Below are 17,181 nucleotides of genomic sequence, written 5' to 3'. Positions count from 1 at the left end.
ACGAACACGGTCATAGGCCGGGGGTGTCCCGCCTCTTGCAGAAGGAGAATCGAACGATGTCATGGCGATGGCGGACCCTGCTCCTGCTGGGGGTGGTGGCAGCCGCAGTCTACATCTTCAACGCCAGCTGGCGGGTCGCACCCCCTGCCGATCCCCAGGTTGCCCTGATCGCGCATCGGGGTGTGCATCAGACATTCTCGCGCGAGGACCTCGAAAACGACACCTGCACCGCCGAACGGATCTACCCGCCCGAGCACGCCTTCATCGAGAATACCCTTTCATCCATGCGTGCCGCCTTCGACGCCGGCGCCGATATCGTCGAGCTGGATGTTCACCCAACCACCGACGGCCAGTTTGCCGTATTGCACGATTGGACAATCGATTGTCGTACCGAGGGCACCGGAGAGACCCGCAGCCACGACATGGCCTACCTTAAGACGCTCGACATCGGTTACGGCTACACCGCCGATGGCGGCGCCACCTACCCATTGCGCGGAACGGGCGTGGGCCAGATGCCCGAGCTCAAGGAGGTGCTGTCGGCCATGCCGGACCGGCAGTTTCTGGTGAATTTCAAGAGTCGCGAGCAACGCGAAGGCGATATGCTTGCGTCATTGGTGAGCGCGCACCCCGAATGGCGCCACGCGGTGTGGGGTGCCTATGGCGGTGACGAACCAACCTATCGCGCCGCGGAGCTCATCGAGGGTCTCGCCGTGTGGTCCCGTCGCGGCCTGGTGGATTGCCTGCTGCAATATGAAGCGCTGGGCTGGAGCGGTTACATGCCCGCGGCTTGCCGCGACACCAAGGTCATGGTCCCGCTCAACGTCGCTCCCTTCCTCTGGGGCTGGCCCAACCTGTTCCTGGAACGCCTGCGCCATGCCGGCTCGGAAGTGATCCTGCTTGGACCCACCAGCGCCGGCGACCCCGGCACGGCCGGTATCGATACGCTCGAGCAACTCGCCGAAGTCCCCGAAAGCTTCGACGGCTACCTGTGGACCAACCGCATAGAGATCATCGGCCCTGCCCTGGCCGCGCGATAGCGCCGCAGGCGAACAATTGGCATCGACGGCAGCGGAGCGGCACTCTAGGGTCGATTCATTGCCGCACCCCCCGTTTCTTGCTGGATTTGCCATGCCTGTCGGCGTGATTTACGCGATTGTCGCCTATTCGGTCTATTCGTGCGGCGATGCCGTCATCAAGGGCTTTGGCCAGGATCTCTCGGTCTTCGAGATCGGCTTCTTTGTCGCCTTGTTCGGCCTGATCCCCGCTGCATTCGCCAAACCCAAGGGCGAGCGCTGGCGCGACAGCTTCCAACTCGGCAAGCCACTGCTGGTCCACCTGCGATCCTTCACGGGCGTGAGCTCGGCCATGCTGGTGACGGTGTCCTTCACCACCATTCCCTTCGCCGAGACCTATTCGCTGGTCTTCCTGATGCCGCTGTTCATTACCGTGATGTCGGTCCTAATCCTGCGCGAGCGGGTCGATGCCATCCGCTGGGCCATGCTGGCACTGGGCTTTTTGGGCGTCATGCTCGTGGTGCGGCCGGGATTCCGTGAACTCGAATTCGGCCACCTGACGGCCCTGCTCTGCGCCGTGTTCGGCGCCTCGACCACCACCATCCTGCGCGTCATCGCGCCCACCGAGAAGCGAGTCAGCCTGATCGTTTTGCCCGCGCTTTACATCATCGTCATCAACGCCGTGCTGATGGCCCCCGGCTTCGTCATGCCGACGGCCCGGCAATTTGGCCTGCTTGCCGCCTCGGGAAGCATGGTGGGCATGGGCCACATCCTGCTTATTGCCGCGACGCGCAATGCGCCGGCCAGCCAGGTGGCGCCGATCCAGTACGTGCAGATCGTCTGGGCGATCGGCCTAGGCGCCTTCTTCTATTCCGAATATCCGGACCTGCTGGCCTATATCGGCCTTGGCGTGGTTGTCCTTTCCGGGCTGGTCAACGTGTTCATCGATGGTGCCCGCACCCGCATCGCCGGACGCTTCGCCGAATATCGCGCGCGCCGGCCCAGTTCGCCGACCGATATCACCGAGGTGCAGGGCCCGGAAATCTAGCGCGCCCGCGTCGGCACGGTCGACCGCCGCGCCCGGTTCTTGTATGGTAGCCTGGTTTTTCGAATCTCTTATACTTCCGGACATTTGCGATGCCTGTCGGCGTCATCCTCGCCTTTCTGGCCTATGCCAGCTTTTCTATCGCCGATGCCCTGATCAAGGCAACGGGACCGAGCATGTCGGTCTTCGAGATCGCCTTCTTCACCACGAGCCTGTCGATCATCCCGGCCATGCTGACCAAGCGCGGCGAACGCTGGCGAGACATCTACAAGCTGCGCCATCCCCGGCTGGTACACCTGCGCTGCGCCACGGCCATCTGCGGCACGGCCTGCGTCATGTTCGCCTTTACGCACATTCCCTTTGCCGACGTCTATGCCATCGGCTTCCTCACGCCCATCATCGTTACGCTGCTGGGTGTGCTTATCCTGCGCGAGCATGTCGCGCTGCACCGCTGGCTGCTGCTGATCATCAGCTTTTTGGGCGTGGTGCTGGTGATCCGCCCCGGCGTACGCGACCTGCAGCTTGGGCATCTCGCCATTTTCTGCAGCGTCTTCTTCGGCGGCATCACCACCATCATCCTGCGCCATGTTGCGCCCAAGGAACGACGTGTCAGCCTGGTCGGCCTGCAGGTGCTCTATTCGGCGCTGTTCAACGGTCTGCTGATGATCCCGACTTTCGTCCTGCCATCGCCCGAGCAGTTGGCGGTGTTTCTGGGCATCGGCCTGCTGGGCGGCACCGGTGGGCTGCTGCTGATCGCGGCGGCCCGGCGCACGCCGGCCAATCTGGTCGCCCCGGTACAATATAGCCAGCTGATATGGGCTATCGTCTTCGGTGCTTTGTTCTTCGGCGAATATCCGGATTATGTCGCGATTGTCGGCCTGATCATCGTACTGACGGCAGGCCTCGCCAATGTCCTTACCGAAAAGCTGAAGATCGTCTGGAAACCACGCATATTCTTCTGGCGCACCGGCCTCTAGCTATTGCGCCTGGCCGTATGGATCGCGGTCACCATGTTGCGCTCGATCCGACCACCAAAGGCGGTCGCAGCTATGTTCGCCAACCCGTCGAGCAGCCGCTCGCGCTCGTCATATGGCAGGGCCGTAACATTGGAGAAGCTGGCATAGAGCCGGCGTGCGCCCTCGACGTCCAGCGTCAGCGTCCAGGAGAGATATTGCGGCGCGTCTGGGATCAGGCCTGCTGCGAGGAAGTCGTCGCGTCTCGCTTCAGAATGCAGCGAGTGCGGCACGCGCGTATCGTCGCCGGCCGCCGGACTGCTGGCCCGTCCGGCAAACAGGTGCCGCGTCGCTTCGTGAAAGGCATCGTGCCGCTGCGGATCGCCGAACTCGTTCCAGATCAGAGCGACGGCGCCGCCTGGGCGTAGCGCCTGCTCCAGCCTGACGAGCGCCGGAATGGCGTCGAGCCAATGAAAGGCGGTGGCGCTGACAACCAGATCGACGCTGTGGGTCTCGAGCGCCACCATCTCGAACGGCTGCTGGATCACCGTCAGGCGGGGATTGGCGTGGTTCGTTGCCAGAAAGGCCGCGAGACGCGCATCTGGCTCGATGGCCAGCAGGTGGGCGGGCTCATGTGCCAGCAGGGGGCCTGTCGCCAGACCTGTACCGGCGCCGATTTCGAGCACCTCGATGCCCTGCTTGAGGCCTGCCTGCTGGCCTAGCACCGTCCAAGTTGCATCGGGATAGGCTGGTCGAGCGGCGTGATAGCCAGCCGGATCAGCGCCGAACGCCTGCCGCCCGAAGCCGAGCGGAAGGTCGCCGGCGCTGACCATGTTAGAGCGCGCCGCGGACGGCCGCGATCGCCTCGGCCGATTTGGAGCCGTCGGGACCACCGCCCTGCGCCATGTCCGGCCGGCCGCCGCCGCCCTGTCCACCCAAGGCCGCTGTCGCCAGCTTAATCAGGTTGCCGGCGGCATAGCGGGCCGTCAGGTCGTCGGTGACGCCGATGGCCACCGTGCCCTTGCCGTCATCGCCCTTGAGCACGACCGTGACCACGCCCGAGCCGATGCGCTTTTTCTCGCTGTCGACCAGCCCCTTGACGTCCTTGGCAGCGATGCCCTCGACGGTGCGGCCGACATAGGTCACGCCGTTGACGGTTTCATCGGCACTTGCTGCCGCACCTGCGCCGCTGCCGCCCAGGGCCAGCTTCTTGCGCGCGTCCGTGAGTTCGCGCTCGATCTTCTTGATGTTGTCCTGCAATGCGGTGATGCGATCGAGCACTTCATGGCTGCCGGACCGCAGCAGGCCGGCCGCCGCGTCGACGATGGCCACATGCGTGTTACCGCGATGGCGTGCCGCCTTCCCGGTCAGCGCTTCGATACGGCGCACGCCCGCACCGACCGCGCTCTCGGCGACGATGGAGACGAGGCCGATATCACCCGTACGACGCACATGGGTGCCACCGCAGAGTTCGACCGACCAGCCAAGGCCATTGCTCGTCGGTTCGCCCATGGCGACGACGCGGACTTCGTCGCCATATTTTTCGCCGAACAGTGCCCGCGCGCCGGATTCCTTGGCTTCTTCGACGCCCATCAGGCGCGTTTCGACCGGCGTGTTCTGCAGCACGATGGCGTTGGCGATGTCCTCGACCTCGGCCATTTCCTGCTCGGTCATGGGCTTGGTATGGACGAAGTCGAAGCGCAGGCGCTCGGACGACACCATCGATCCCTTCTGGGCGACGTGATCGCCAAGCACGAGGCGCAGGGCTTCATGCAGCAGGTGGGTGGCCGAATGATTGGCGCGGATGGACGAGCGGCGCTCGTGGTCCACCACCAGAGTCACCGCCTGGCCGACCTTGAGGCTGCCCTGGGTGACCTTCACCTTGTGGGCAAACACTCCGTGATGCTTCTGGGTGTCGGTGACACTGGCTGCCACAGCGTCACCCTTTAGCGTACCCGTATCGCCAACCTGGCCACCGCTCTCGCCATAGAAGGGTGTCTGGTTGAGAACGGCAAAGCCCTCCTCCCCTTCGGCCAGTGCGGCAACCTCGGCGCCATCCTTGAGCAGCGCCTTGATCTCCCCTTCGGCGGTTTCGGTTTCGTAGCCGAGGAATTCGGTGGGGCCGAGCTTGTCGGCGAGGCCATACCAGACGGTGTCGGTCGCAGCTTCGCCCGAGCCGGACCAGCTCTTGCGTGCCTCGGCCTTCTGCGCCGCCATAGCAGCGTCGAAGCCGGCCTGGTCAACGGTGATGCCGCGCGTGCGCAGCGCATCCTGCGTCAGGTCCAGCGGGAAGCCATAGGTGTCATAGAGCTTGAAGGCGCTGGCACCATCAAGGACGGTGCCTTCGCCCATATCGCGCGTTTCGTCAGCCAGCAGTTGCAGGCCACGGCCAAGCGTCTTGAGGAACCGGCCTTCCTCGAGCAGCACCGTCTCGGAGATCAGGGCCTCGCCGCGGCTGAGCTCGGGATAGGCCTGGCCCATCTCGCGTACCAGGGTCGGCACAAGCTTGTGGATCACCGGCTCATTTGCCCCCAGCAGGGTCGCATGGCGCATGGCGCGGCGCATGATGCGGCGCAGCACATAGCCTCGCCCCTCGTTGGAGGGCAGCACGCCTTCGGCGATCAGGAAGCTCATCGAGCGCAGGTGATCGGCGATCACCCGTAGGCTGCGGTTACCTTCGCCATTGATGTCGGCGCCGGTTGCCTGGGCGGCCGCACCGATCAGCGCCTTGAACAGGTCGATATCGTAATTGTCATGGACGCCCTGCATCACCGCGGCGATGCGCTCGAGGCCCATGCCGGTATCGATGGATGGACGCGGCAAGCCGGTGCGCGAACCGTCGCCCTGCTGCTCATACTGCATAAACACCAGGTTCCAGATCTCGATCCAGCGATCGCCGTCTTCCTCGGGGGAACCCGGGGGGCCGCCCCAGATGTGATCGCCATGGTCGTAGAAGATTTCCGAGCACGGGCCGCAGGGACCGGTATCCCCCATCTGCCAGAAATTGGACTTGGCGCCGAGCCGCACGATGCGGTCTTCGCCGATACCGGCAATCTTCTTCCACAGCTCCATGGCCTCGTCATCGTCCTGGTAGACGGTGACCATCAGTTTCTCCCTGGGCAGGCCCCAGTCCTTGGTCAGCAGGTTCCAGGCCAGCTCGATGGCATGGTCCTTGAAGTAGTCGCCGAATGAGAAATTGCCCAGCATCTCGAAAAAGGTGTGATGCCGGGCGGTAAAGCCCACATTGTCCAGGTCGTTGTGCTTGCCCCCGGCGCGCACGCATTTCTGCGCTGTGGTGGCGCGAGAATAGGGGCGCTTTTCGACACCGGTGAAGGTGTTCTTGAACTGCACCATGCCCGAATTGGTGAACATCAGCGTCGGATCGTTGCGCGGCACCAGCGGGCTCGATGCCACAGCGTGGTGACCATTGCGGGCAAAGTAGTCGACAAAGCTCGAACGGAGGTCGTTTACGCTGGTCATCTAGAGGCTTTCATTACGGAAATTGGCGCCGGGCGCCGTAGACGAGTTCGGCTGGCTTTCTATCGTGCCGCTTGCCGCAATGTCCAGCATTGCGGCGGCAAAGCGACCGTAGCCAAAGAAAAGAGGCACCGCTTGCGCAGTGCCCCTCAAATCCCTGCATGGGAAGAATGATCTCAGTCGTCGTCGCCGGTGTCGTCGTCGCCGCCGGCTACCAGCAGCACTTCGCCAAGCAGGCCCGAGCTTTCGCGCACACCCTGCTCGATCGTGCTGGCAATCGCCGGGTTGTCCTTGAGGAACTGCCGCGAATTCTCACGGCCCTGCCCCAGGCGCTGGCTATCCCACGAGAACCAGGCGCCGGACTTCTCGATGATGCCGGATTTGACACCCAGATCGAGCAGCTCGCCGGTCTTGGAAATGCCTTCGCCATACATGATGTCGAACTCGACCTGACGGAAGGGCGGGGCCAGCTTGTTCTTGACCACCTTCACACGGGTCTGGTTGCCCACGATCTCCTCGCGATCCTTGAGCGCGCCAATGCGGCGGATGTCGAGGCGCACCGAAGCATAGAACTTGAGCGCATTGCCGCCGGTGGTAGTTTCGGGCGAGCCATACATCACGCCGATCTTCATGCGGATCTGGTTGATGAAGATGACGAGGCACTTCGACTTGGAGATGGACGAGGTGAGCTTGCGCATGGCCTGGCTCATCAGCCGGGCCTGGAGACCCGGCAAGGCATCGCCCATTTCGCCTTCGAGTTCAGCCCGCGGCGTGAGCGCCGCAACCGAATCGACCACCAGCACGTCGATGGCGCCGGAACGGACCAGCGTATCGGTGATTTCGAGGGCCTGTTCGCCGGCATCGGGCTGCGAGATCAGCAGGTCATCCACATTGACGCCGAGCTTGCGGGCATAGACCGGATCGAGCGCATGCTCTGCGTCGACAAAGGCACAGATACCGCCAGCCTTCTGGGCCTCGGCGATGACATGCAGCGCCAGCGTGGTCTTGCCCGAGCTTTCCGGCCCGAAGATTTCGACGATACGGCCCTTGGGCAGGCCGCCAATGCCCAGCGCGATATCGAGGCCCAGCGAGCCGGTCGAGATCGATTCGACCTCGATGGCCGAAGCCTCGCCAAGGCGCATGATCGAACCCTTGCCGAAATTCCGCTCGATCTGTCCTAGCGCGGCAGCAAGAGCCTTGTCCTTATCCATCGAACCACCTTCAACTACACGAAGCGGGGCATTCGCCATTTGGTCTCTCCTTATTCCACGCTCCGGGAGGCTGCGCAACGCGCCGACACCTGATGTGGCCATGCATTGAATGTGCCTCATTTGTTCTCATCTTGTTCCGTTTCTGTCAAGACAAAATGAGAACATCGAGGCATGCCGGAGAATCGCGCATCGCTACGACAGAGTGTGTCAGTAGCCCCGCCGACGGGCAGGCGTTCAATAAGTATGATTTTTGACTTGCCTCGCTGACCCCTATTGCGCTTTATGCCTGCAAACGCGCCCAACGGGCCCAGCGCAGGAGCCGCGCCATGAACCTGATCCAGTTTTTCGACCACAATGGCGCACGCGCCGTCGGCGCCGTCGACAATGGGGTAACCCGTGTCGTCAACGGTGCCACCAGCGTCTACGAGCTGGCCATGGCCGCGCTTTCCCGCCAAGGTGGCCTGGGTGCCCTGGTTGCCGATCAGGGCCTGGGCGCCACTCTTGATCGTGAGGCCATCCTCGCCGAGGGCCGCATGCTGGCGCCGATCGATCATCCCGATCCGGCCCATCTCTACCTCACCGGCACCGGCCTCACCCATCTTGGCTCGGCGGCAACGCGCGACGCCATGCACACTGCCAATAGCGGCGCAGCCGAAACCGGTCTCACGGACACCATGAAGATGTTCCGCATGGGCCTTGAAGGCGGCAAGCCCGCCGATGGCCTCAAGGGCGTGCAGCCGGAATGGTTCTACAAGGGCAACGGCTACTCGGTCGTCAACCCGGGCCACCCCATCCCGTCCCCGGGCTTTGCGCTCGACGCCGGCGAAGAACCTGAGATCGCCGGCGTCTACCTGATCGACCAGAACGGCCAGCCGCGTCGGCTCGGTTTTGCCCTGGCCAACGAGTTCTCCGATCACGTGACCGAGCGCATCAACTACCTCTACCTTGCCCACTCCAAGCTGCGCGCCTGCGCCTTCGGCCCCGAACTGCGCATCGGCGACCTGCCGGCCCATATCGAGGGCAAATCGCGCATCTGGCGCGATGGCAAGGTACTCTGGGAAAAGCCGTTCCTGTCGGGTGAGGACAATATGAGCCACACCATCGCCAATCTCGAATATCACCACTTCAAGTATGACCTGTTCCGGCGGCCGGGCGATGTGCATGTCCACATGTTCGGCACGGCCACGCTGAGCTTCGCCGACGGCATCAAGACCCAGCCGAACGACATCTTCGAGATCGAAGAAGCCCAGTTCGGCGCCCCCCTGCGCAACCCTGTCCGCACCGAAACCGAGCATCCGGTGATCGTAGGCAACCTCTATTGATCTTGCCGCAAACCACCTAACATGTCAGTTATCCCTCCGCCGTTTGGAGGGATGACATGACTGCTCGCACATTCGAAAAGCGACGGGTTGGACGCACCGACCTGCAGGTGACCACGCTGGGCCTGGGGGGCGCCTCCCTTGCTGGTATCTTCTCCGCCGTTCCCGCCGAGCAGGCCCGCGCCACGGTATCCCATGCGCTGGACGTGGGGATAAACTACGTCGATACCGCCCCGCAATATGGCCTGGGCCGCTCCGAGCACCTGATGGGTGACGTCTTGCGCGAGCGCCGCGAGGACGTGGTGCTGTCGAGCAAGGTCGGACGCCTGCTCAAGCCTGTGAGCGCCGCCGAGCAGGACAAGGGCAACTGGGTCGATCCCCTGCCCTTCAACCAGCTCTACGACTATTCGTACGATGCCGTCATGCGCTCGTTCGAGGACAGCCAGCAGCGGCTCGGGCTCGAGAAGATCGACATTCTCTATGTCCACGACATCGGCGTCGCGACCCATGGCGTCGAGGGCAACAAGCCGCTCTGGGCACAGCTGGCGGGTGGCGGCTACAAGGCGCTGCGCGAACTGCGCGACGCCGGCGTGGTCAAGGCCATCGGCCTGGGTGTCAACGAGTGGGAAGTGCTCATGGACGCTTTCCAACTGGGGGATTGGGACGTTTTCCTCCTGGCTGGTCGCTATACCCTGCTGGAACAGACTTCGCTCGATCCTTTCATGACCACCTGCGTTCAGCGCGGTTCCTCCGTGGTGGTCGGCGGGCCATTCAATTCGGGCATTCTGGTCGGTGGCGACAAGTTCAACTATGCCAAGGCGCCGGACGACGTCGTCGCCAAGGTCCGGGCCATCGAAGCCGTGTGCCGGGAATTCGGCGTGCCCCTGCCCGCAGCGGCGCTGCAATTTCCGCTGACCCATCCTGCGGTCTGCAACGTCCTGCCGGGGCCGCGTTCGCCCCAGGAGCTCGACGGCATTCTCGGCTGGTGGGACGCCAAGGTGCCCGGCGAGCTTTGGACCACGCTGGCGGCCAAGGGTCTCTTGGCACCGGGCACGCCTATACCCGGCGGCACCGCTTGACGGTCGCACCGCAAAGGCGTTACATAACTCAACGGTTCTAGAACCCGAAAGTTATTTCCTATGCCGACCTCCGAACAGCTCGATGCCACCTTCCAGGCTCTTGCGGACCCGACGCGGCGCGCGATCCTGGCGCGCCTGGCGCGAGGAGAAGCCTCGGTCATGGAACTCGCCGAACCCTTCGAAATGAGCCAGCCGGCCATTTCCAAGCACCTCAAGGTGCTCGAAAATGCCGGGCTCATTTCGCGCGGCCGGGATGCGCAACGCCGCCCCTGCAAGCTGGAGGCAGCGCCGCTGGCGGAGGCAACTGGCTGGCTCATCGAATACCGGAAGTTCTGGGAAAAGCAGTTCGGCCAGCTCGACGCCCTGCTCGACGAGTTGAAAAGCCTCGAGGCCGCGGCTGGCAAGAATTGAGGAGATCGACATGGTCTTTGGCGACCCGCTGACCGTAACGACGCCCACCGATACGCAGATCGTCATTACGCGCCACTTCGATGCGCCGCGCCACCTGGTCTTTGCCTGCTACACCCAGCCGGCACTGATCCGGCGTTGGCTCAACGGCGCCGAGGGCTGGATCATGACCGTCTGCGAATTCGACGCCAGGGTGGGCGGCAGGTACCGCTATGAATGGAAGGCCCCGGACGGCTATGTCATGGGCATGGGCGGCGTGGTGACCGCGTTCGAGCCGGTCTCGCATGTGGCCAGCGCCGAACTGTTCGATGACGACTGGACCGGCGGCGAAACGGTTTCGAAGCTGGATTTCGACGAAACCAGCGGCCGGACCACGCTGGTCAACACCATTACCTACGCGTCGAAGGATGCCCGCGACGGGGCCCTCAAGACGCCGATGGCCGAGGGCATGGAGTTTGGCTACAAGAAGCTCGATACCGTGCTTGCCGAATTGAAGCAGGAGTAGGCCATGAGCGACCCGCGCATCTCGGCATTGGTCTGCGGCCTTGTCGCCGCCTGGCTGGGCTACATGATTTTCTCGACGCCCGAAGCGCCGAGCACATTCCTGCTGGTCACCCAATGGACGTTCTTCGTCGTCGCCCTTGCCGGACTTGGCGCGGCGCTGGCGCGTATTATGCGATCTAGAAAGGACTAGGTCTGGCCAAGACCACGGAGGCAGCATGGGCAATCCGATACCGACGATCATTGCCTGCCTGGTCTTCATCGCGATCATGGTCTTCCAGCTCTATCCCTCGGGCCGCGAGCTGAAACCGGCATTTGTCGTCGGCGTCTGCCTGACAATTCTGTTCGCCCTGTTGATCATCGCTGCGACCCTGTTCATCGCCCGGGTGAAGCGACAGACGCAGCGGCAGCTCAGTTCAGATCCAGAGCATAAGCCTTGAGCACCTCAAGGGGGACAAGTCCGAGTACGGCCTGGTTGGTAGAGCGCAGAAACACGCGTGGCGCCGCGCCGGCCTCGTGCGCCTGCAGCCACCGCATCGCGACCAGGCACCAGCGGTTGCCGGCGACCAGCCCCGGGAACGCGTATTGCGGCATCGGCGTCGACAGGTCGTTGCCGACCGATTTCGAGTAGGCAAGAAATGCGGCCGTCGCCTCTATGCAAACCAGGTGCACCGCCGCACTGTCAGGGCCGGCCGCGCAGTAGCCGGTGCGGAAGAAGCCGGTCAGCGGGTCGCTGGAGCAGGCCTGCAGCGGCTCGCCCAGAACGTTGAGCTCGGCGGGTCCCTCGAAGCGCCCCTGGACGTTCAATTGGCGTCGCTCTTGCCCACCTTCTGCAGCACTTCCTTGACCTTGGTGTTGATCTGGTCGAGCGAATAGGGCTTGGGCAGGAATTCGACGCTCTGGTCGTCCTCGATGTCACGGCGGACGCTTTCCTCGGCATAGCCCGACACGAAGATGACCTTGAGATTGGGCATGGTTTCGCGGACATGCCTGAGTAGCGTCGGTCCATCCATTTCCGGCATGGCGACGTCCGAAATCATCAGGTCGATCTTGAAGTCCTCGTCTTCGAGAACCTCGAGCGCCTCTTCGCCGCCATCGGCTTCGAACACCTCGTAGCCGGTGGCGCGCAGCGCCTTGGCCGAGAAAGCGCGAACGCTTTCCTCGTCATCGACCAGGAGGATGCGCTCATGACCGGTGAGGTCGCGCACCGGCGCCGCAGCGGCCGCTACCTTCGCCGCCTGCTCGGACGCGCTGGCGACATGGCGCGGCAGGAAAATCTTGAACGTCGTTCCCACGCCAACCGTCGAGACGGGATAGATATAGCCCTCGGTCTGCTTGACGATGCCATAGACCGTGGAAAGTCCCAGGCCCGTGCCCTTGCCAAGTTCCTTGGTAGTGAAGAAGGGCTCGAAAATCTTCTGCAGGATTTCCGGGCTCATACCGGTGCCGGTGTCTTCGACATCGATCAGGACATAGTCCGCCGGAGCCAGACCCTCGAAGTTCATGCGCTCCGCCTCGGAGCGCTCGACATTGGCGGTGCGGATGGTGATGGAGCCGCCATTGGGCATCGCGTCACGGGCATTGACGACCAGGTTGATGATGACCTGTTCGAGTTGCACCACGTCGGCGCGTACCGGCCAGATATTGCGGCCATGCTCGACGGCGAGCGTGTTCTTCTCGCCGATCATGCGCTTGAGCAGCACGGTCAGGTCGTCAACGATCAACGGCAGCTCGAGCACCTGCGGGCGCAAGGTCTGGCGGCGCGAGAAGGCGAGCAACTGGCGGGTGAGGCCGGCAGCACGATTGGCATTCTGCTTGATCTGCATCAGCTCGCCGAACGAAGGGTCGCCCGGCTTGTGCTTGAGCAGCAGCAAGTCAGAGAAGCCGATAATGGCAGTCAGCAGGTTGTTGAAATCATGCGCCACGCCGCCGGCGAGCTGGCCGACCGCCTGCATCTTCTGGCTCTGCGCGAACTGCGCCTCGAGCTTGCGCTGGTCGGTCATGTCGAGGGCATAGACATTGACCTGCTCGGGCGAGCCGGCGCTCATTTCCGACGACGACAGGTAGAGCCGCACCGCATGATCGCCCTCGACGCTGAGCAGGGCATCGACCGGCTCGATCTCGGACCGATGCGCAGCGGCATCGGCCAGGGCGCGCGCGAACTTCTCGCGGCTGCCCTCGCCGATAAGCTCGCTGAGCGGCTGCTGTTCGAGGCTCTTCTCCTCGCCCGACCAGCGAAAGATGCGCCCGAACGGGGCATTGGTACGGATGATCCGCCCTTCCCCATCGAGCGTGGCAATGGCGAACGGCGTGTCGTTGAAGAAGCGCGAGAACCGCACTTCGGCGGCGCGCAGCTCTTCTTCGGTGTCGGGCGCCTTGGACTTGTCGAGCACCAGGGTGCGCGTCTCGCCCAATTCGCCATCGGCCAGGCGCGCGGCCCGATGCATCAGGCGGACCGGGAAGCTGGTGCCGTTGCGGCGGACCAGGTCGATATCGATGATCTCGGTGCGAATTTCGCCGTCGCCACGGCCGCGCATCAAGAGCGTCGCGCCATCGCCGCGCACCAGGTCGGACAGCCGCAGGTGGCCGGAATTGAACTCGGCCAGGTCGTAGCCCAGCCAGTCGGTCAGGGTGGAGTTGAGGTACTGGATGCGGCCATGGGCGTCTGCCGAGAAGAAGCCGGCCGGCGAATGATCGAGATAGTCGATGGCGCGCTGCAGGTCGCGGAAGGCGCTCTCATTATTGTCGCGGTCGCGGGTGATGTCCTCGACCGACCAGATCACCATCGGCTTGCTGGTCTCGTCCGATTCCGGCAGCGGGCGCACGCCGACGCGGTACCAGAACGGCTTGGCGCTGTCGGCTAGCGAACCGCCGAGGCCACCGACGATGCGAATGTCCTCCACTGCCGCTCGCCCGTCCTTGGCGGCGCGCGACAGCCGATAGATGGCCTCGCTGGCATCTGATTGGCCGGCAAACAGCCGCGGTACGCCCACTGGCACGCCATTGGTCACGGCGCCCGAGAAGCTGCCGTAATGGGCGTTGACATAGGAAATCTTGCCATCGCGGTCCGACACCACCGCGCCGAACGGCAGGCTGTCGACCACTGCATTGGAGATGGTGCGCCGCTCCTCGCCGCTGGCGAAGCGGAAGAGCCCTGCCGCCAGGCCGAACAGGCAGAAGACGCCAACGACGGCGAGCACGCCGATGAAGGTCATGATCACATCGGCCGGAATGCGGTCGCTGAACAGCGCGAAGACGACGGCGATGGCGACCAGCAGCAGTCCGAGAACGACTACGCGCCACAGCCCTGCACTGCCCCGACCTGCCGCAACGAGCGGATCGGGGTAATTGTCATCGCCTATTGGCGTCGATGCCATGGGTCAGGATGCTCCGTAACCGGTGAGTCGGGCCGAATCAGGCACTCAGCAATGGTCTAGCAAATGCCCCCGTCATGCGGGAGCTTGATCACGCTTTTCAACACGGGATCGCGGGGTGGGCGTGGTGTTTTAGCCGGGCGTGCGCAAGCGCCGCCTGTGATGCGGTTGTTGGGTCGTCGGGTCAGCTCGTCGCGTGAGACGCCGTGGGCGCTCAGAGAGCTATGGTGGCGAGGCGCCTGCCTCGAAGGGGTAGATGAAGGAAGTGAGGCCATTGCCCCGCCACCACGCCAGGATTTTCGCGGGTCCGGGTCAGGCACGCTGTGTCGCAAGCGTAGCTGCCGAATTCCCCCCGCCCAATGAGAGCGACCTCCCATCCCTGGCTGTCTCCACGGTCATCACTCGTCATGACCGGCTCTGCCGTGAAGATGGGAGCAGTATGCGGGAGGATTTGGGAAGGGGGATAAGTATTGGGTCTGGTGCGTGTGACTCACCTCCACCCTTTACCCCGCCTTCCAGCCTGCCCCGCGCTTGAGGCGCATGACGAAGCCGATGACTTCGGCGACGGCCTTGAAATGCTCGTTGGGGATGGAGTCGTCCACCTCCACGCTGGCGAACAGCGCGCGGGCGAGCGGCGGGTTCTCGACGATCGGGACGTCGTGTTCCCTGGCAAGTTCGCGGATGCGGAAGGCCACGGCATCGGCACCCTTGGCCACGCATTTGGGCGCACTCATCCCCTTGTCGTATTTGAGCGCGACGGCAAAGTGGGTCGGGTTGGTGATGACGACGGTCGCGTCGGGCACAGCGGCCATCATGCGCTTGCGCGAACGCTCCTGGCGCAACTGGCGGAGCTTGCCCTTGATGTGAGGGTCGCCCTCCATCTGCTTGTATTCGTCGCGGGTTTCCTGAACCGTCATCATCAGCCGCTTCCACCATTTCTGGCGGACATAGAAATAGTCCACCGCGGCAATCAGCGTCACGATCATCAGCACCGCGGTGAAGATCTTGATGCCGATTTCCTGGAAGTCGGCCAGGATGATGATCGGGTCGGCCGTCATCATGGTGTCGAGCCGGTCACGCTCGGGCCAGACCGTCATCACCACGACGGCGCCGACAATGCCGATCTTGAGCAGGCCCTTGCCGAAATTCACCAGCGAGTCGGCCGAAAACAGCCGCTTGGCCCCGGCCAATGGCGAGATCTTGGAGAATTTCGGGGTGATCGGTTCGGTCGACAGCAGCGGGCGATGCTGGATGAGATTGGCGACGATGGCGCAGCTCGACAGCACAACCAATGGCACAAGCACGGTGCCGAGCAGCGCCAGCGCGAGGTTGTTGAAGAAGGCGCCAAAGCCCGCGCCGTCCAGGTCGAACCGGTCGGCATTCATCAGCAGGATCTTGAGGGACTCGGCCAGGTTGGTGGCCATGCCGGGCGCCATCATGGAAAAGACGGCGGCCGAGCCGAGCAGCATGAACCAGGTGACCACTTCCTGGCTCTTGGCGACATCACCCTTCTTGTGGGCGTCCTCGAGCTTCTTTTGGGAAGGGTCTTCTGTTTTGGCGTCGTTCTCCGGGGCCTCGTCAGACATCAGAATGCCCCACAATCCCCGTGATGACGGCCTGCGGGCAGCGATTTGCTCCGCTTCCGGTGCTCACGTGCAAAACGCACGCTGCGCGCCGGTTCTCGCAAACCGCCGCTCTCGCCTCGTCCTGACGGGGATATTGGGACATTCTTTCTAGCCCCTCCACATCGCCAGGTGAGCCTCGAAATGGCTCAGGTACCAGCCCATCATCATGGTGAGCAGCATGGCGAACAGCCCGAGCCCGATGAAGATGTTGGCCGGCATGAGCAGGAAATAGACCTGCAAGGCCGGCATCAGGCGAGCCAGGATGCCGGCGCCCAGATTAAAGACGAGGCCGAAGACGATGAATGGCGCGGACATCTGGATGCCGATGCTGAAGGCGCTGGCCACCGTGCGGATCGCCATCTGCGCCGCATCGTCGAACATCAGCGGCGCATCGAGCGGGAAGACCATGTAGCTGTCATAGGTGGCAGCGAGCGCCACGTGATGCAGGTCCGTCGCGAAGATCAGCACCATGCCCAGAAAGCTCAGGAAACTGCCGAACACGGCACCCTGAACGCCTACCTGGGTCGGATCGGCTGCCATGGCGCTGGAAAGGCCGGTCTGGAAGGCGATGATCGCGCCGGCGACCTGTGTCGCCATCACGGTAATGCGCACGATCGCCCCCAGCATGATGCCGATCGCCAGCTCATGGAAAATGAGGCCGAAGATGGCCATGACGTTCTCCGGCATGGCCGGAAACGAGGGCGAGAGCAGCGGATAGACCACCAGGGTGAAGGCCAGCGCGAAGCTCAGCCGCATGCGCATCGGAATCATGTCCTCGCCCAGGGCGGGCATGAGCATGAGGATCGCGCCGATCCTCGTGAACATGAGGAGGTAGAGGAAGGCCGTATTGGGCAGCCAGTCGAGCCCGATGGTCACCGTCAGCCGCCCACGATGATCATATCGACCACCCGGTTCATGTAGCCGCCCATGGTGGCGCCCAGGAACGGCAGCGTCAGCAGCATGGTGATGAAGATGGCGATGATCTTGGGCACGAAGACCAGGGTCTGTTCCTGGATCTGCGTCAGCGCCTGGAACAAAGCGATGATGACGCCGACCACCAGGCCCACCAGCATCATCGGCGCCGATACGATGATCAGCGTCCAGATGCCGTCACCGGCTATGTCGAGCACTTCTGCGCCAGTCATGGTCGTTCCTGCCGGGCGAATCGCCGCCCGC

General features: G+C 63.4%; 17 protein-coding genes. 9 read left to right on the top strand and 8 right to left on the bottom strand.

The window, feature by feature from the left end; all coding sequences use genetic code 11:
• Nucleotides 1–56: 56 nt before the first annotated feature.
• The 3 genes from JI749_RS09890 (at nucleotide 57) to JI749_RS09880 (ending at nucleotide 3,035) form a co-directional block, all read left to right on the top strand.
• Nucleotides 57–1,037, top strand: a complete 981-nt coding sequence (locus tag JI749_RS09890; RefSeq protein WP_201652865.1) for a glycerophosphodiester phosphodiesterase family protein — start codon at nucleotides 57–59, stop codon at nucleotides 1,035–1,037.
• A 91-nt stretch (nucleotides 1,038–1,128) separates the two neighbouring features.
• Nucleotides 1,129–2,061 (top strand): DMT family transporter, encoded by a 933-nt coding sequence (locus JI749_RS09885; RefSeq protein WP_201652862.1) that lies wholly within the window; start codon nucleotides 1,129–1,131, stop codon nucleotides 2,059–2,061.
• A gap of 89 nt (nucleotides 2,062–2,150) precedes the next feature.
• Nucleotides 2,151–3,035 (top strand): DMT family transporter, encoded by an 885-nt coding sequence (locus JI749_RS09880; protein ID WP_201652859.1) that lies wholly within the window; start codon nucleotides 2,151–2,153, stop codon nucleotides 3,033–3,035.
• Here JI749_RS09880 and JI749_RS09875 read toward each other — a convergent pair.
• The 3 genes from JI749_RS09875 to recA form a co-directional block, all read right to left on the bottom strand.
• On the bottom strand, nucleotides 3,032–3,844 hold the full coding sequence (locus JI749_RS09875; protein WP_201652856.1) for a class I SAM-dependent methyltransferase: 813 nt from the start codon (nucleotides 3,842–3,844) through the stop codon (nucleotides 3,032–3,034). The two genes, JI749_RS09880 and JI749_RS09875, sit on opposite strands and share 4 nt — an antisense overlap.
• Before the next feature lies 1 nt (nucleotide 3,845).
• Nucleotides 3,846–6,491 (bottom strand): alanine--tRNA ligase, encoded by a 2,646-nt coding sequence (alaS, locus tag JI749_RS09870; protein WP_201652853.1) that lies wholly within the window; start codon nucleotides 6,489–6,491, stop codon nucleotides 3,846–3,848.
• 173 nt (nucleotides 6,492–6,664) lie between these two features.
• On the bottom strand, nucleotides 6,665–7,738 hold the full coding sequence (gene recA, locus JI749_RS09865; protein ID WP_201652850.1) for a recombinase RecA: 1,074 nt from the start codon (nucleotides 7,736–7,738) through the stop codon (nucleotides 6,665–6,667).
• 287 nt (nucleotides 7,739–8,025) lie between these two features.
• Between recA and araD1 the strand changes: the two genes are divergently transcribed.
• Genes araD1 through JI749_RS09835 form a run of 6 tightly spaced genes read left to right on the top strand, consistent with a single transcriptional unit; the run spans nucleotide 8,026 to nucleotide 11,446 of the window.
• Nucleotides 8,026–9,021, top strand: coding sequence for an AraD1 family protein (gene araD1 / locus JI749_RS09860; protein ID WP_201652847.1), 996 nt, complete (start codon nucleotides 8,026–8,028; stop codon nucleotides 9,019–9,021).
• Nucleotides 9,022–9,077: 56 nt separating this feature from the next.
• Nucleotides 9,078–10,097, top strand: a complete 1,020-nt coding sequence (locus tag JI749_RS09855) for an aldo/keto reductase (RefSeq protein WP_201652844.1) — start codon at nucleotides 9,078–9,080, stop codon at nucleotides 10,095–10,097.
• A gap of 60 nt (nucleotides 10,098–10,157) precedes the next feature.
• A complete protein-coding gene (locus JI749_RS09850) occupies nucleotides 10,158–10,508 on the top strand; it encodes an ArsR/SmtB family transcription factor (RefSeq protein WP_201652841.1) in 351 nt (116 codons plus the stop codon).
• Between the two features lie 10 nt (nucleotides 10,509–10,518).
• Nucleotides 10,519–11,010 carry an SRPBCC family protein gene (locus tag JI749_RS09845; RefSeq protein WP_201652838.1) on the top strand — a complete coding sequence of 164 codons (492 nt, stop codon included), beginning with the start codon at nucleotides 10,519–10,521 and terminating at the stop codon, nucleotides 11,008–11,010.
• 3 nt (nucleotides 11,011–11,013) lie between these two features.
• Entirely contained in the window at nucleotides 11,014–11,199 is a 186-nt protein-coding gene (locus tag JI749_RS09840; protein ID WP_201652834.1) for a hypothetical protein, read from the top strand.
• Between the two features lie 25 nt (nucleotides 11,200–11,224).
• Nucleotides 11,225–11,446, top strand: a complete 222-nt coding sequence (locus JI749_RS09835) for a hypothetical protein (protein WP_201652831.1) — start codon at nucleotides 11,225–11,227, stop codon at nucleotides 11,444–11,446.
• Here JI749_RS09835 and JI749_RS09830 read toward each other — a convergent pair.
• The 5 genes from JI749_RS09830 to fliQ form a co-directional block, all read right to left on the bottom strand.
• Entirely contained in the window at nucleotides 11,418–11,813 is a 396-nt protein-coding gene (locus JI749_RS09830; protein ID WP_201652828.1) for a DUF2237 family protein, read from the bottom strand. The two genes, JI749_RS09835 and JI749_RS09830, sit on opposite strands and share 29 nt — an antisense overlap.
• Complete coding sequence (gene cckA / locus JI749_RS09825; RefSeq protein WP_201652825.1) at nucleotides 11,810–14,383, bottom strand: cell cycle histidine kinase CckA; 2,574 nt, start codon at nucleotides 14,381–14,383, stop codon at nucleotides 11,810–11,812. The genes JI749_RS09830 and cckA overlap by 4 nt, the downstream gene beginning before the upstream one ends.
• Nucleotides 14,384–14,883: 500 nt before the next feature.
• Entirely contained in the window at nucleotides 14,884–15,966 is a 1,083-nt protein-coding gene (gene flhB, locus JI749_RS09820) for a flagellar biosynthesis protein FlhB (RefSeq protein WP_201652822.1), read from the bottom strand.
• Nucleotides 15,967–16,113: 147 nt separating this feature from the next.
• Nucleotides 16,114–16,881 carry a flagellar biosynthetic protein FliR gene (gene fliR / locus JI749_RS09815; protein ID WP_233280722.1) on the bottom strand — a complete coding sequence of 256 codons (768 nt, stop codon included), beginning with the start codon at nucleotides 16,879–16,881 and terminating at the stop codon, nucleotides 16,114–16,116.
• Nucleotides 16,882–16,883: 2 nt separating this feature from the next.
• Nucleotides 16,884–17,150, bottom strand: a complete 267-nt coding sequence (fliQ, locus tag JI749_RS09810; RefSeq protein WP_201652819.1) for a flagellar biosynthesis protein FliQ — start codon at nucleotides 17,148–17,150, stop codon at nucleotides 16,884–16,886.
• Between the last annotated feature and the right edge of the window lie 31 nt (nucleotides 17,151–17,181).

It is taken from the genome of Devosia oryziradicis (genome assembly GCF_016698645.1).
Taxonomy (GTDB): domain Bacteria; phylum Pseudomonadota; class Alphaproteobacteria; order Rhizobiales; family Devosiaceae; genus Devosia; species Devosia oryziradicis.
This window is presented reverse-complemented; position numbering and strand designations above follow the sequence as displayed.

Bases quoted from the DNA above. Each gene is read 5' to 3' on its own strand.
- JI749_RS09890 (WP_201652865.1), top strand. From the start codon at position 57: ATGTCATGGCGATGGCGGACCCTGCTCCTGCTGGGGGTGGTGGCAGCC.
- JI749_RS09885 (WP_201652862.1), top strand. From the start codon at position 1,129: ATGCCTGTCGGCGTGATTTACGCGATTGTCGCCTATTCGGTCTATTCG.
- JI749_RS09880 (WP_201652859.1), top strand. From the start codon at position 2,151: ATGCCTGTCGGCGTCATCCTCGCCTTTCTGGCCTATGCCAGCTTTTCT.
- JI749_RS09875 (WP_201652856.1), bottom strand. From the start codon at position 3,844: ATGGTCAGCGCCGGCGACCTTCCGCTCGGCTTCGGGCGGCAGGCGTTC.
- alaS (WP_201652853.1), bottom strand. From the start codon at position 6,491: ATGACCAGCGTAAACGACCTCCGTTCGAGCTTTGTCGACTACTTTGCC.
- recA (WP_201652850.1), bottom strand. From the start codon at position 7,738: ATGGCGAATGCCCCGCTTCGTGTAGTTGAAGGTGGTTCGATGGATAAG.
- araD1 (WP_201652847.1), top strand. From the start codon at position 8,026: ATGAACCTGATCCAGTTTTTCGACCACAATGGCGCACGCGCCGTCGGC.
- JI749_RS09855 (WP_201652844.1), top strand. From the start codon at position 9,078: ATGACTGCTCGCACATTCGAAAAGCGACGGGTTGGACGCACCGACCTG.
- JI749_RS09850 (WP_201652841.1), top strand. From the start codon at position 10,158: ATGCCGACCTCCGAACAGCTCGATGCCACCTTCCAGGCTCTTGCGGAC.
- JI749_RS09845 (WP_201652838.1), top strand. From the start codon at position 10,519: ATGGTCTTTGGCGACCCGCTGACCGTAACGACGCCCACCGATACGCAG.
- JI749_RS09840 (WP_201652834.1), top strand. From the start codon at position 11,014: ATGAGCGACCCGCGCATCTCGGCATTGGTCTGCGGCCTTGTCGCCGCC.
- JI749_RS09835 (WP_201652831.1), top strand. From the start codon at position 11,225: ATGGGCAATCCGATACCGACGATCATTGCCTGCCTGGTCTTCATCGCG.
- cckA (WP_201652825.1), bottom strand. From the start codon at position 14,383: ATGGCATCGACGCCAATAGGCGATGACAATTACCCCGATCCGCTCGTT.
- flhB (WP_201652822.1), bottom strand. From the start codon at position 15,966: ATGTCTGACGAGGCCCCGGAGAACGACGCCAAAACAGAAGACCCTTCC.
- fliQ (WP_201652819.1), bottom strand. From the start codon at position 17,150: ATGACTGGCGCAGAAGTGCTCGACATAGCCGGTGACGGCATCTGGACG.